The organism is Paenibacillus tarimensis, from assembly GCF_021532315.1.
GTDB lineage: Bacteria > Bacillota > Bacilli > Paenibacillales > Paenibacillaceae > Paenibacillus_I > Paenibacillus_I tarimensis.
The window spans coordinates 1-14,728 of the sequence record NZ_JAKGAO010000009.1; the positions used below are offsets into that span (position 1 = coordinate 1).

Here is a 14,728-nt window from a genome sequence, read left to right on the forward strand (position 1 = left end):
CGCTGCGTGTAGGCGTAGATGATGATCTTCGTTAGCATTTTGGGATGGTAGCTGTCCCGGCCACCACCGGGGTAAGCTTTTGCAAATAAGCTTATAGGCAAGTGGTTGACAGCATCATTAACGATACGGACGAGATGGTTTGGAGGGACGTCTTCTTGCAGGTCCATTGGCAAGGCTAGATGGTCCATAGTATATTGGATATACATAAGAAACCTCTCTTCTTTAGATGGTGGGTGGTACTTCCATCCTAACAAAGACAGGTTTCTTTTTCTTTTTAAATTTGGAAGGGTAAACCAAAACGGAGCAGGTCGAATGTTTCTGGAGAAGCGGTAGCGTCCGCCTTTTCTTGGGGATTCCATCCTTGCTTAATTGTTAAAGGAATCCATGAGCAACAGCGGCCCTTAAGAATATTCGAAATGCGCAGTAGCTTTTGTTTGGCCCGAATTAATACAGGGGGTGCCCCATGTCATCTTGAATGACTTATGGGACACCCCCTTTGTTTGTTCAGTTATATCGTGGATGACAATAATATTATGCCTTGGGCACTTGCAGTCCAAGCCCTTCAGCTACCCGCTGCCCATATTCCGGGTCGGCTTTGTAGAAATGGGCAATCTGACGCAGCTTGATCTCATCATGCTCAACCGGCTTCATTGCACCGACGATGTTGGCGACAAGGCGAGCGCGCTCATCCTCACTCAGCAGACGGTACAAGTCACCGGCTTGTGTGTAGTGGTCGTCATGATCATAAGCGGTGCTGTCCGCATACCCTGACACCTCGAACGGTGAAATGCGGTCCTTAGGCGATTCAGTAGGTCCTCCGAAGCTGTTCGGCTCGTAATAGGTGGAGGAGCCTCCGTTGCCGTCGGCACGCATCTGGCCATCACGCTGGTTGTTCCGCACTTCGGCCACCGGACGGTTGACCGGCAGTGTGTTGTGATTAGCGCCGACACGGTAGCGGTGCGCATCCGAGTAGGCGAACAGGCGGCCCTGCAGCATCTTGTCAGGTGATGCTTCGATACCGGGAACGAAGTTGCCAGGCGAGAAGGTGGCCTGCTCCACTTCTGCAAAATAATTTTCCGGATTACGGTCCAGCACCATACGTCCCACTTCAATCAGCGGATAATCCTTCTGAGACCATACCTTCGTTACGTCAAACGGATCGAACCGGTAGGTATCCGCATCTTCCAGCGGCATGATCTGAACGAACAGCTTCCAGGCAGGGAAGTCTCCCTTGTCGATGGCGTTGAACAGGTCCTCGGTATGATAATCCGGATTCGTGCCTGCAAGCTCTGCCGCCAAGTTGACATCCAGATTCTTGACGCCCTGCTCTGTCTTGAAGTGGTATTTCACCCATACACCCTTGCCTTCGGCATTCACCCATTTGAAGGTATGGCTGCCGAACCCGTGCATATGGCGGTATGTAGCCGGAATGCCGCGGTCGGACATCAGGATGGTAACCTGATGCAGCGATTCAGGGGAGAGCGACCAGAAATCCCATACGGCATTCGGATTTTTCAAGTGGGTCTGGGGATGGCGTTTTTGGGTATGAATGAAATCCGGGAATTTAATCGCATCACGAATGAAGAAGACTGGCGTGTTGTTGCCGACCAGATCATAGTTTCCTTCTTCGGTATAAAATTTAACGGCAAATCCGCGGGGGTCGCGTACCGTATCGGCTGAGCCGAGCTCACCGGCAACGGTAGAGAACCGGATGAACATAGGCGTCCGCTTGCCGACTTCAGAGAGGAACGCTGCTTTCGTATAGCTTGATACATCCCGGGTTACCTCAAAATAACCGTGTGCGCCTGCACCCTTGGCATGCACGACCCGTTCTGGCACACGCTCTCTGTTAAAGTGAGCAAGCTTCTCAAGGAGATGCACATCCTGAATCAAGACCGGACCGCGCGGTCCGGCGGTCAGCGAGTTCTGGTTATCGCCTACCGGAGCACCTGTACTTGTTGTTAGTTTATTCGGACTATTCTGATTACTTGTACTCAAGATCGATCACCTCATCGTTAAATGTTGTCTCCATACAGGTATATGGAAGCCCGATCAGCTTTAGCCCTGACGGGGAATAAGAGACGGAATCAGCGAAGCTGGCAGCCGTCTATCGCCCTTCATTTTCCCAAGCTAATCAAGCTAGATTTACTATATCACCGATTTTTGGGGCTGTCGATAAATGTAGAAGGGAATCGGAGAGATGTCATAATTCGACCATTAATGAAGCTTAAATGAGGGGGAAATGAATAAACGCGCCGGAGTCTGCCAATTTACAAAATCTATATCATCTGTTGGGAGAATCCCATGATAGAATGGTGGCGCAGTGCAATTTAGCGATTAGTAGGAGGTAATGATGAGACAAGCAGGAAAAGGTAATACGTTGTGGTCGAAATGGTTCGTTGCCCTGACGGTTGCGGTCACTCTTGTGACCGGATTAACTGGCGGCATGTATCCCGCCAAGGCGGAAGGCCCGACAGATCCAGCGCCTTATATCGAGCCCAAGGTAGTTAATGATAATGCGGGCAAGAAGGTCCTCTTTGACAACACACACGCCCAGACAGCCGGCGCAGCCGACTGGGTAATTGACGGCGGGTTCTCGGATTTTGCGAATGCACTGGCCAATGACGGCTTTTATGTAAAAGAGCTGCGCAAATCGGCGCCGTTCACGTATGACGACCTGAAGGCGTACGACGTCTTCGTTATTGCGGAGCCGAATATTCCGTTTAAGCAAAGCGAGCAGGCGGCCATGGAGAAGTATGTCATGGACGGCGGCAGCATCTTCTTCATCGGCGATCATTATAATGCAGACCGGAATAAGAACCGCTGGGACGGTTCGGAGTCGTTCAACGGCTACCGCCGCGGAGCATGGGAAGATCCGACCAAGGGCATGAGCACAGAGGAGAAGAACTCGGCTGCGATGCAGGGAGTCGTAAGCTCGGACTGGCTCGGCACCAAGTTCGGTGTCCGTTTCCGCTACAATTCGCTCGGCAACGTAACAGCGAATCAGATCGTAGCGCCTGACCAGGCGTTCGGTATCACGGAAGGCGTATCGGCGGTTGCAATGCATGCCGGTTCCACGCTTGCTATTACGGACCCGTCAAAAGCAAAGGGCATCGTCTATGTGCCTGAGACCAATGAAGCATGGCCGCATGCCGTGGACCAGGGTGTATATAACGGGGGCGGCATTGCAGAAGGGCCTTATGTAGCAGTATCCAAGCTGGGAGCGGGCAAAGCGGCTTTCATCGGGGATTCCTCACCGGTAGAGGATGCTACGCCTAAATATTTGCGTGAAGAGACAGGCGGGAAGAAGACAACCTATGATGGCTTCAAGGAAGTCGATGACGGCGTACTGCTTGTGAATCTGATTAACTGGCTGTCTGAGCAGGAGAGCTATACAAGCCTGGAGCAGGTAGAAGGCCTCGAGCTGGATAACGCTACAAAGCTGCTGGCCTTCGAAGAACCGGCGGCCTCCACGGAGCCGCAGGCTGAGCCATGGTCTGCGCCAGCGGCAGGCTACAAGTGGTGGGATCCTTCGACGTTTAAGCCGGGCTCTTACGGCAGTCAGGGTACTGTCGTTCAGAATCCTGTCTACAGCTTCGTGCACCAAGCTCAGCTGCCTAATGCTGAGACCTTCCAGATTCGTGTGCTGATTGAGAATTTGCCGGCGAACACGACGGTTTCGGGACTCAGCGCAGGTATTTACTTGGCAGGCGGCACACAGGTCGCCCAGGTACAGAACGAGAACGGCAGCTGGCCGGCTTCTTACGGATACAGCAGCGCATTTAGTGCGACCTCAGACAGCAAAGGCCGTGCGTACAAGGATTTAACCGTCCGTATCAAGCCGGGTACAAGCGGAGCGGCGAACCTTCGCCTCCGTCAAAATGGAAGCAACCTGCTGACAAAATCCGTTACGCTTGCTAATGTTCCGGCCGAGCCGCTACCGGCTGAAGGGAACCCGGCCCCGGCGCTCAGCACAATTGCCGATGCGAGATCCAAGTCGGTTGGCACAGTCGTTACCGTGGAGGGCACAGTTACCACTGTGCCCGGTTCTTTTGGCGGACAAGCCTTCTACCTGCAGGATGAGACAGGCGGTATCTATGTCTATCAAACCCAGAGCGGCTTTCAGCAAGGGGATGTGCTCAAGATTACAGCCCCGCTGACGCTGTATAACACGGAGCTCGAGCTGGCAGATGTTGAGGCCATTGAAAAGACAGGTACGGCAGAGCTTCCGGCAGCTGCCCCGGCAGATACCGTGACCGATGCTAACCAGGGCCAGCTAATTGCCATTAGCGGTGCGGTTGTGAGCAATTTTGTAACCGCCAGCCCTTCCGGCTCCTTCGAGTTTGACGCGGTGAAGGACGGCGTGAGCACGCATGTCCGCGTGGATGTACGGACAGGACTCAGTCTGGCAGATTTTCCCTATCAAGAGGGTGATGTGCTCGACATTACAGGTGTTTCCGCTATTTTCAAAGGTGTCTATCAGCTGAAGCCGCGCGGTTTATCCGATATTACGCTGCATGAGGTTATTCAGACTCCTGCAGCAGCACCGGGCAAGCCTGTCCTGCGAGATAACAATGGCCATGACAACGGACTGCGTGACGGCAGCTATACGATCACCATGAACATGTGGTGGGGAGAGAACGGCACGGAGTTCCGGCTGTATGAGAACGGCGAGCTGATCAGCACGCAGAAGCTGACAGCGGCTTCTCCGTCAGCCCAGACGGCGTCTTATGAAGTAACAGGCAAGGCGAACGGTACATACACGTATACCTGTGAGCTGGTGAACGCAGCTGGCAAGACGGCATGCCAGGAGCATGTGGTCGTTGTCAAGGACGCGAATCCCGGCAAGCCGGTCCTGTTCCAGAACAATTGGGACCGTGACGGCAGTTACACGGTAACGATGAACATGTGGTGGGGGACAAACGCCACGGAATACCGGCTGTATGAGAATGACGTGCTGGTGGATACACAGCAGCTGACAGCCGCAACGCCATCCGCCCAGAAGGCCGTAACGGCCTTTGCGGATAAAGCACCTGGTGAATACAGCTACCGCTGTGAGCTTGTGAACGCGGCAGGAGTTACATCAAGTGAGAGTATTGTAGTAATCGTGAACGAAAGCAGCAAGCAGGCAGCATAAGCCAGGGTTAAACCACGAATATGGGGCAGGCAGCGGGCATCCGCTGCCTGCTTCTTTTTTTAGCTAAACTTAGGCAGATGGTCATTGTGCACGGGCTGCGGCATAGATATAGTGAGAAGGTGTCGGAAAAACGGACAGAATCAACAGTTTTTCGACAGAGGATTATTCAGGGAGTCAACGAGGAGGAGTAGGGCCGTGAATTTCATGGATAAGTTCAAGTCAGGTGTGAAGGAAGCCGGAAACAAGGCGAAGATTGTTGTCGAAGTAAACCGGCTGAAAATGCAGAACAGCTCCAAGCAGGGGGAAATCGACAAGCATTGGCAGGAAATCGGCCGAATGGTGTATGAGGCGGAGACAAGTGCAGGTTCAGCCGGTATGAATCCCGAGCTGTCTGCCCGCTGGGCCCCGCTTATTGACCGGGTCAATGTGCTGAAGGAAGAGATTCAGGCCAACCTGCTGGAGATCAGACTGCTTACCAATGAGAAGGATTGCCCCAAATGCGGCTATAAAGCAGCAGCGGATACACAGTTCTGCGTACAGTGCGGCAGCGGCTTTGGAGGATAAGGATCTGGCTGTTCCGTTATACTGCATCGTCGTATGCGGTAAGATCTGGCGCCTACTAGGGCATACATATAATAAGCACCGCAGCGGGGTCACTCCGCGCGGTGCTTTATTGTTTATTCCTCTTTAGTATCCCTCACGGTATCGAACCTGCGGTCAAACTTCTCTTCACCAGGCTCGGCTCCGGCTCCGTTCAGCAGATCTGTTCCGTGGAAATGATCATGCGGCGAAGCAGGATCCACCGGGCTGTCTGCGGAAATGGCATCAGCATCCGGGATGTCCTCAATACTTTCGCCTGATTCATCATGTGATGCTTCCCTCCGGACCTTCTCTTCGGGATAGCTGCTCAGCAGCTCCTCCTCTGCATCCGGCACTGCCTGGCTTACTCGGTTATCTTCAAACAAGCCGAACTCCGGATCAATATCGCGTTCGGTGGCGAGTGAATGTCTGTTTTCATTGTTTTCCTTCATAACCGTTGCCTCCTTATTGAAAATCCGATATACCCCTACATTACCCCAAGAGAGCAATGACCGAATCTTCGTTAGTATGGGCATTCCTTCCACCTGCTTATTCAGAGCTCCCGAATTACGGAGGGATTGGTTGATAAAGTATAAAAAACCGTTAACAGATTGGAAAGACCGGGACCGCTCCAGTCCTTTATGCTAGTAGCAGCCGGTTAGCAGCCTGATAGCGGCAGCGGCAGCCAATGATGAAGAGAGGGGTTTGATTACATGATGAAGAGAGCGCTTACAACTATGCTGTTGATTGTGGTGATGATCTGGACAGCCGCTTGCGGCAGCAACGGCGGAGGCACGGAGGGCAGCGGCGTAGCAGGGGGGAATTCTGAAGGCTCGGGGGGTAAAGTCGGGATCTCCATGCCGACCAAATCCTCTGAGCGCTGGGTCAGTGACGGGGCCAATATGCAGAAGGAATTTGAGTCGCTTGGCTATCAGGTTGATCTCCAGTATGCCGAGGATGTGGTGGAGAATCAGGTTTCCCAGATTGAGAACATGATTACCAAGGGCGTTGATGTGCTTGTTATAGCACCGATAGACGGTCAGGCGCTGACTGATGTGCTGGATAAAGCGGCTCTATCCGAAATCCCGGTAATTGCCTACGACCGGCTGATTAAGCAGAGCGAGAATGTCGATTATTACGCAACCTTCGATAACTTCAAGGTAGGCGTGCTGCAGGCTTCCTATATCGAGGATAAGCTTGGGCTGAAGGAGGGCAAGGGGCCGTTTAACATTGAGCTGTTTGCGGGTTCGCCGGACGACAACAATACGTATTTCTTCTTCGATGGCGCGATGTCCGTCCTTCAGCCTTACATCGACAGCGGCAAGCTTGTGGTCCGCAGCGGTCAGACCGATGTGGAGCAGGCGGCCACACTCCGCTGGGATGGAGCAACCGCCCAAGCCCGTATGGACAATCTGATCAGCGCGTTCTACTCCTCGGAAAAGGTGGACGCCGTGCTGTCCCCGTATGACGGAATTAGTATCGGCATCATCTCCTCTCTGAAGGGTGTCGGGTACGGCTCGGAGAGCAAACCAATGCCGGTCATAACCGGTCAGGATGCAGAGCTGGCCTCGATTAAATCCATTATGGCAGGCGAGCAGACGATGACAGTGTTCAAAGATACGCGGGAGCTGGCGAAGAAAGCTGTCGCGATGGCCGACAGCGTGCTGAAGGGCGAGGAAGCGGAAGTCAATGATAGGGAAACCTATGATAATGGCATGAAGGTTGTACCGGCCTACCTGCTTGAACCGTTGTCCGTTGATAAGGACAACTACAAGGAAGTTCTTGTAGAGGCTGGCTATTACAGTGAAGACCAGCTGAAGTGACGGAAACAGCCTTTACTGGCGAGCAGGAATGCGGGCAGCTGCTTCAGCTGTCCGCAATCCGTATGCAGTTCAGTGCAGTCCAGCAGGGAATTTACGTATGAAGAGCGGCCGCAGCCAGGCGGCACAAGTTAAGGAAGGCGGGTGGCTATCATGGCGGACGTCATACTCGAAATGCGCGGCATCACCAAGACCTTCCCCGGTGTTAAGGCCTTGAGTGATGTCAATCTTCAGGTGAAGGAAGGCGAGATCCATGCGCTGATGGGCGAGAACGGCGCGGGCAAGTCAACGCTGATGAAGGTGCTCAGCGGTGTCTATCCGCATGGCTCCTACAGCGGCGATATTTTATTCAAGGGCAGGCCCTGTGAGTTTCGGGGGATTAAGGACAGTGAGGAGCTGGGCATTGTCATCATTCATCAGGAGTTGGCGCTTATCCCGCAGCTGTCTATAGCAGAAAATATCTTTCTCGGCAATGAACGGGCCAGCCGGGGCGTGATCAACTGGCATGACACGATTGTCAAGACGCGGGACCTGCTGCAAACCGTCGGGCTGCCCGAGGATCCGGGCACGGTCGTATCCACGATTGGCGTCGGCAAGCAGCAGCTGGTGGAAATCGCTAAGGCGCTGTCCAAGAAGGTTAAGCTGCTTATTCTCGATGAACCGACAGCGGCTCTTAATGAAGAGGACAGCGAGAATCTGCTCAATCTGATGCTGAGCTTCAAGCAGCAGGGGATAACCTGCATCCTCATCTCGCACAAGCTGAATGAAATTACGAAGGTGGCCGACTCCATCACCATCCTGCGGGACGGACAGACGATAGAGACACTAGACATGAAGAAGGACAGCATTAACGAGGACCGGATTATTAAGGGTATGGTTGGACGTGATCTCACGCACCGCTATCCCGAGCGTGAGCCGAAGATCGGGCCGGTATTTTTTCAGGTGAAGGACTGGACCGTCCACCATCCGGCGCAGCAGGAGCGTAAGGTGGTGGCTGGCGTCAACCTGCAGATCCGGCGGGGGGAGATTGTCGGTATCGCAGGCCTGATGGGAGCCGGACGGACGGAGCTTGCGATGAGCATATTCGGCAGGTCGTACGGCAGCCGGATCAGCGGGCAGCTGTTCAAGGACGGCAAGGAGGTCACATTCCGCAATGTATCGCAGGCAATCGAAGAAGGGATTGCTTATGTAACGGAGGACCGTAAGCATTATGGTCTTATCCTGACAGACGATATCAAGCGGAATACGACGCTGGCTAATCTCAAGAAAATTTCCAAGTCTCTGGTTGTGAACGATAATCAGGAAGTAGTGGAGGCGGAGAGCTTCCGGCGCAAGCTGGCGATCAAGACGCCGAGCATTCTGCAAAAGACCGGTAACTTGAGCGGCGGCAATCAGCAGAAGGTCGTACTGAGCAAATGGATATTCACCGATCCGGACCTGCTGATCCTGGATGAGCCGACACGCGGAATTGACGTCGGCGCCAAATATGAGATCTACACGATCATCAATCAGCTGGCCGACAGCGGCAAGGGCATTCTGATGATTTCGTCGGAGCTGCCTGAGCTGCTTGGGATGTGTGACCGGATTTACGTCATGAGCGAGGGACGGTTTACCGGCGAGGTGCTGCGCAAGGATGCCACTCAGGAAGTGCTGATGAAATGGATGACTAAGGGCAAGGGGGCTGATGTGATATGAGAGCGGAAGTAACCAAGGGGCAGAGCGGCTGGTCACTGGGCCGGTTGTTTAAAGGCAATATCAGGCAGTACGGCATGTTTATTGCGCTGCTGCTGATCATGTTGTTATTTCAGATATTGACGGATGGGATTCTGTTAAAGCCGATTAATATTACGAACCTCATCCTGCAGAACAGCTATATTCTTATTCTGGCAATCGGCATGCTGCTAGTCATTATTACCGGCCATATTGACTTGTCTGTCGGCTCGGTAGCCGCCTTTGTCGGTGCCGTGTCTGCGATCATGATCGTGGAATGGCAGATGCATTTTGTACCGGCCATGCTGCTGTCTCTCTTGATTGGGGCTCTCATTGGAGCCTGGCAGGGCTTCTGGGTGGCGTACGTGCGCATTCCGTCATTCATCGTTACGCTGGCCGGCATGCTTCTATTCAGGGGGCTTACGCTGATTGTGCTTGAGGGTCAGTCGATATCCGGGTACCCGCGGGCTTTTCAGAAGATGAGTGCAGGCTTCATACCGGATATCCCGGGAGAATACGGCTTTCATATGGTAACGCTGCTTGCGGGAGCCGCCGTCTCGCTGATCCTCATCTTCTTAGAGTGGAAGGGCAGGCTGACGCAGCAGCGTTACGGCTTCGATGTGCTTCCGCTGCCGCTGTTCATCGGCAAGCTGGCTGTCCTGCTGGTGATTATCAATCTCTTCACGTATGTGCTTGCTTCGTATGCAGGCATTCCTAATATTCTCGTTATGCTGTTCCTGCTCATTGTGATCTACACGTTCTTCATGCGCAAGACGATTATGGGACGCCACATCTATGCCCTCGGCGGCAACGAGAAGGCAGCGGCGCTGTCCGGAGTGAAGACGAAGAAGATGACGTTCTGGGTGTTCGTCAATATGGGCGTCCTGGCCGCGCTCGCCGGTCTGGTGTTTGCCGCAAGGCTTGGGGCTGCCACACCAAAGGCGGGCGTCAACTTTGAGCTTGATGCCATTGCAGCCTGCTTCATCGGCGGTGCATCAGCGACTGGCGGTGTAGGAACGGTAATCGGCGCGATCGTCGGGGGTCTCGTCATGGGCGTTATGAACAACGGGATGTCACTGGTCGGTCTTGGCATCGACTGGCAGCAGGGCATTAAAGGTCTGGTGCTGCTGCTCGCAGTTGCCTTCGATCTCTACAATAAGAACAAGACAGCTTAAATTTGTGACAGTGGGGTAGGGCACGCTGGAAGCGGTGTTCTGCAGGGCCGATTCTCTTCAGCAGCCGTAATCGTACTCAGTTGGAAATGGTTGCGCTTTACCGATTAAGCATGCACGGTATAATAGAAGCGGAACTGTCATTTCAAGTCGAGGAGCGAACGAGATGAAGAAAATGCTGCTGCTTTATACCCTGCTCATTGCCGGCTTTATGATCTTCTTGTACTTCTTCTACTTCCGGAGTTTTACCGCAGATACCGGTCTTCCTCCTGACGAGCGTCTGCAGGGCACCATGGAAGAGAAATATGTAATGGTTACGTTCCAATCAGGCATTGACTACTGGAAGACCGGGCTGAAGGGCTTCGAGGATGCTGCACAGGTGCTGGGTGTATCGGTCGAATACCGTGGTGCCACCCAATATGATATGAACGAGCAGATTACGGTATTGGAGCAGGTCATCGCCCGCAAGCCTGCCGGGATCGCCTTGTCTGCAATGGATCCGGAGGCTCTGGTACCGACTATTGATAAGGCGGTGGAGGCGGGGATTCCGGTCGTGCTGTTCGACTCGGGCGCTCCGGCCAGCAGGGCCTACTCGTTTCTTGGGACGGACAATTATAATGCGGGTGAAGTGGCAGCTCACAAGATGGCGGAACTGATCGGGCAGCGAGGGGCTGTGGCTATTGTTACAAGACCAGGGCAGCTTAATCACCGGGAACGGACTGAGGGCTTCCGCTCCGTCATGGCCTCGGACTATCCGGAAATCGATATCGTTGCCGTAACGGACGGAGAAGGCGATCAGCTTGCATCGGAGGAGGCTGCCCGGGAGCTGCTCGCGGAATATCCTGAACTGGTTGGCGTGTTCGCTACAGAAGCTAATGGAGGTGTCGGTGTCGGACGGGCTGTAAAGTCGGCAGGGATGCTGCCGCAGGTCCGGATTATCAGCTTCGATACGGATAAAGGCACGCTAGATATGGTGAAGGAAGGAACCATAGCGGCAACGCTCGCCCAAGGTACATGGAATATGGGGTATTGGGCGCTGATGCATCTGTTCCATCTGGAGCATGACATCGTCCAGCCGGGTGCGGACCGCAAGAGCAGCCGGGTCCCGCAGCTTCCTGTCTATGTGGATACCGGAATATCCATCGTGACGCAGAGCAGTGTGGACGATTATTATGCCAAGTAGCATAACCGCCTGAACAACCGGGAGGATAACATCGATGCGATATAATCCGCTTGCGCTTAATAACTGGCCGATAAGGTACAAGCTTATCCTTCATTTCATCCTGATCAGCATCCTGCCTGCTGCGACAATTGGGGTACTGATTGCTTGGGCGACAGACACCATTATCGGCAAGCAGGTCAACAGTCAGACCGCAAGATTAATCGGGAGTGTAAGCCAGTCCCTGGATTTTTACGCGCAGAATCTGCAGAATCATACGTATTTTATATCCTTTAATCCTGCCATTATCCGGTTTCTTGAGGAGGGCGAGGCAGCGCTGGAGCAGGGGAACGCGCGGTATGAAACCAAGAAGTTTCTGCAGGGCTTTACGACCCTCTACCCGGAAATAGCCGGCATTATGGTTGTTGGCGCCCACGGTGATTATATCAGTAACGAAATGTATGCCCGGACCAGCCGCAGTCTAACGGAGGAACAGTGGTATAGGGAAGCGGCAGCGGCGAAGGGCATATTCAAGATGATCGGCCATCCTTCAGATCGCAATGTCATAACGCATGCGAACTACAAGGACGAGGAGGTCGTGTCTGTCGTGCGGGCGATTCTGGACCCCGAACGCCAGATAACGCTGGGTGTCGTGCTGATTGATCTGAAGCTGCGCGTGATCGCGGAAACCGTTAAGGATGTGCGTCTCGGCAAATCGGGCTATCTCATGGTCGTTGATGAGAAGGGAGACAGCATCTATGCGCCGCGCCAATCTGTTGCAGCTTCATTTGACAGAGGACAGCTCAGGGATATGTCAGGGACGTTTGCCGAGAGGATCGGCGACCGTTCCTTTCAGTTCATCTATGCCCGCTCGCCATTCACGAATTGGGCGACAGTCGGGGTATTCGATGTACGGGAATCAGCAGCCGAGGTCAGACAGATCAACCTGTTCCTGCTGATCTTCGTCTTCGCTGCCTGTCTGCTCGGCATTGCAGCCTCTTATTATTTGTCCTATTCCATATCACGCCCCATTACACAGCTGGCCTCGACCATGCGCAAGGTGGAGGAAGGGAACCTGACGATTCGTTATCCGGGCACACGACAGGACGAAGTGGGCATACTGGGGCGCAGCTTTAATGGGATGCTCACGCAGATCAACCGGCTTCTGGAACAGGTCGGGGAGGAACAGCGCCAGAAGCGGGAGGCGGAGCTGCGAAGTCTGCAGGCGCATATTAAGCCGCATTTTCTGTACAACACGCTCGACACGATCCAATGGCTAGCCCGCAAGGACGGAGCGGCTCAGGCTGCGGAGGTGGTTGAATCGCTGTCCCGCTTGTTCCGCATCGGTCTCAGCAAAGGGCGTGAGCTGGTTCCGCTGCAGGATGAGCTTGCCCATATCCGCAGCTATCTGGAAATCCAGAAGACCCGGTATAAGGACAAGCTCAGCTATTCAATTGACTCGGAGCCGCAGACCGGCGATCTTCTGGTGACGAAGCTGACGCTGCAGCCGATTGTGGAGAATGCCATCTATCACGGAATCAAGGAGCGAAGGGGGCCGGGTATGGTCCGGATTCGTACGGCAGTAAAGGGTAACAGATTGCTGCTTGTCGTGGAAGATGACGGTGCAGGAATGGATGCGGCTGCCCTCCACGCCCTTCGTGTCCGGTTAGACAGAGCGGGCACACTGGACCGGCGGCAGAGCCATGGAGTACCGGGAGAGGAAGGAGCTGGCGGGTATGGGCTCGTAAATATCCAGGAGCGAATCCGTCTTGCCTTCGGTTGGGAGTATGGCATAGAGGTGGAGAGTGAACCGGGCATAGGATCGGCTGTAACAATCCGGCATCCGCTGCTGGAGGAGGAAGGGGAGAAAGTTTATGGAACGGGAGCGGCTGTGGAAGGTGTTGATTGCTGATGATGAACCGATTATCAGGGAAGGCATTCGCGGCTCAGTTTCCTGGGAGGAGCTTGGCCTGACCATCGCTGGTGAGGCGGAGGACGGGGAAGAAGCACTCGATATAGCACTTAGGGAAAATGTTGACATCGTGCTGGTTGATTTGAACATGCCGATCATGAGCGGTCTTGTCTTGATCGGCAAGCTGCGGGAGCAGCATCCCTCCTGCAAAATAATTATTATTACCGGGCATGATGAATTCGGCTATGCGCAGGAAGCGATACGGCTCGGTGTGGACGATTATCTGCTTAAGCCGGTCAATCCCGGACAGCTGCAGGGGCTGCTGGAGAAGACTGCTGCCAGGCTTACAGCTGAGAAGCACCAGGAGGAACGGATGGCTCTTGCCTCCAGGCAGCTTGAGAAGAACATGGGAATGCTGCGGGAGCGGTTCTGCCTCGAATGGATGGCCGGCGAGCTGTCGGAGGAGGAGCTGCGCGAGCAGCTGGCATTCCTAGGCATGCCGGTCAGGCCGCCGGAGGCGGTGGGCGTAATCCGCTGGCCTGAAGGCTCCAAGGGCAAGCAGTTCCTGACCGAGAAGGATCGTCAGCTGCTGCTCTTCGCAATTGAGAATATTGTAGAGGAGGTACTGGCTGGGTACCGGTTCATTCACTACCGGGATGACTTCGGCATGATCGTGCTCTTATTCTGGCAGCAGCCGGACGGTGAGGCTTGGGGGAGAATAGGGACAGCGGTTTCTGACTGCCTGAACATTAAGGTTCAGGCCAGGCTGGCTGCAAATCCGGGAGGATTGACCGATGTTTACAAGTGCTACGCAGAAGCGAAGGCGGATGTATTCAAGTCAGCCAAGCTGTCCCCGTTAATCAGGCGCGCCAAGGCGGCCATAACCGAACGCTATGCCGAACCGGAATTGAGTCTTGAGGCTGTTGCCGCAGAGCTCTGTGTCTCTTCGGTTTATCTAAGCAGGCTGTTCAAACAGGAAACCGGCGTTTCCTACAGCACACTGCTGACTGAAATGCGGATAAAGGAAGCCATACGGCTGCTCCACGACACAGATCTGACCATGAATGAAATTGCGCAGCGGATCGGGTATGAGACCCAGCACTACTTCAGTACCGCATTTAAGAAAGCTACCGGTGTGCCGCCGGCTCATTACCGCAAGGTTCATACATGAGCCGGCTTTCCCCTTAGGAGACCGAGGCTGGTTAGTTGACATAGCAGCTTAAATGTAATATAACCTAT

10 protein-coding genes and 1 pseudogene are annotated in these 14,728 nt (G+C 54.0%); 8 read left to right on the top strand and 3 right to left on the bottom strand.

From position 1 onward, the window contains the following. Both L1N82_RS08810 and katA read right to left on the bottom strand, forming a co-directional pair. A pseudogene (locus L1N82_RS08810) lies at positions 1-206 on the bottom strand (IS1182 family transposase); the annotation flags it as partial. Positions 207-531: 325 nt separating this feature from the next. Further along, complete coding sequence (gene katA, locus L1N82_RS08815; RefSeq protein ID WP_235287024.1) at positions 532-1,998, bottom strand: catalase KatA; 1,467 nt, start codon at positions 1,996-1,998, stop codon at positions 532-534. 355 nt (positions 1,999-2,353) lie between these two features. On the opposite strand from katA, the gene L1N82_RS08820 reads away from it, so the two are divergent. After that, positions 2,354-5,137 (top strand): chitinase N-terminal domain-containing protein, encoded by a 2,784-nt coding sequence (locus tag L1N82_RS08820; RefSeq protein WP_235287025.1) that lies wholly within the window; start codon positions 2,354-2,356, stop codon positions 5,135-5,137. 195 nt (positions 5,138-5,332) lie between these two features. Continuing rightward, the gene (locus L1N82_RS08825) at positions 5,333-5,701 is read left to right on the top strand and encodes a zinc ribbon domain-containing protein (protein ID WP_235287026.1); all 369 of its coding nucleotides are present in this window, start codon (positions 5,333-5,335) and stop codon (positions 5,699-5,701) included. 113 nt (positions 5,702-5,814) lie between these two features. Here the strand turns inward: L1N82_RS08825 and L1N82_RS08830 are convergent, their stop codons facing one another. After that, complete coding sequence (locus tag L1N82_RS08830) at positions 5,815-6,168, bottom strand: hypothetical protein (RefSeq protein WP_235287027.1); 354 nt, start codon at positions 6,166-6,168, stop codon at positions 5,815-5,817. 264 nt (positions 6,169-6,432) lie between these two features. Here L1N82_RS08830 and chvE point away from each other — a divergent pair, with 264 nt between their 5' ends. The 6 genes from chvE (at position 6,433) to L1N82_RS08860 (ending at position 14,660) form a co-directional block, all read left to right on the top strand. After that, positions 6,433-7,539, top strand: coding sequence for a multiple monosaccharide ABC transporter substrate-binding protein (chvE, locus tag L1N82_RS08835; RefSeq protein WP_235287345.1), 1,107 nt, complete (start codon positions 6,433-6,435; stop codon positions 7,537-7,539). Between the two features lie 150 nt (positions 7,540-7,689). After that, on the top strand, positions 7,690-9,231 hold the full coding sequence (gene mmsA / locus L1N82_RS08840; RefSeq protein ID WP_235287028.1) for a multiple monosaccharide ABC transporter ATP-binding protein: 1,542 nt from the start codon (positions 7,690-7,692) through the stop codon (positions 9,229-9,231). Further along, the gene (mmsB, locus tag L1N82_RS08845; RefSeq protein WP_235287029.1) at positions 9,228-10,421 is read left to right on the top strand and encodes a multiple monosaccharide ABC transporter permease; all 1,194 of its coding nucleotides are present in this window, start codon (positions 9,228-9,230) and stop codon (positions 10,419-10,421) included. The genes mmsA and mmsB overlap by 4 nt, the downstream gene beginning before the upstream one ends. Positions 10,422-10,584: 163 nt before the next feature. Then, entirely contained in the window at positions 10,585-11,601 is a 1,017-nt protein-coding gene (locus L1N82_RS08850) for a substrate-binding domain-containing protein (RefSeq protein WP_235287030.1), read from the top strand. A 34-nt stretch (positions 11,602-11,635) separates the two neighbouring features. Continuing rightward, on the top strand, positions 11,636-13,489 hold the full coding sequence (locus tag L1N82_RS08855) for a cache domain-containing sensor histidine kinase (protein WP_235287031.1): 1,854 nt from the start codon (positions 11,636-11,638) through the stop codon (positions 13,487-13,489). After that, the gene (locus tag L1N82_RS08860) at positions 13,452-14,660 is read left to right on the top strand and encodes a response regulator transcription factor (RefSeq protein ID WP_235287032.1); all 1,209 of its coding nucleotides are present in this window, start codon (positions 13,452-13,454) and stop codon (positions 14,658-14,660) included. Before L1N82_RS08855 ends, L1N82_RS08860 begins: the two co-directional genes overlap by 38 nt. Positions 14,661-14,728: the final 68 nt, after the last annotated feature.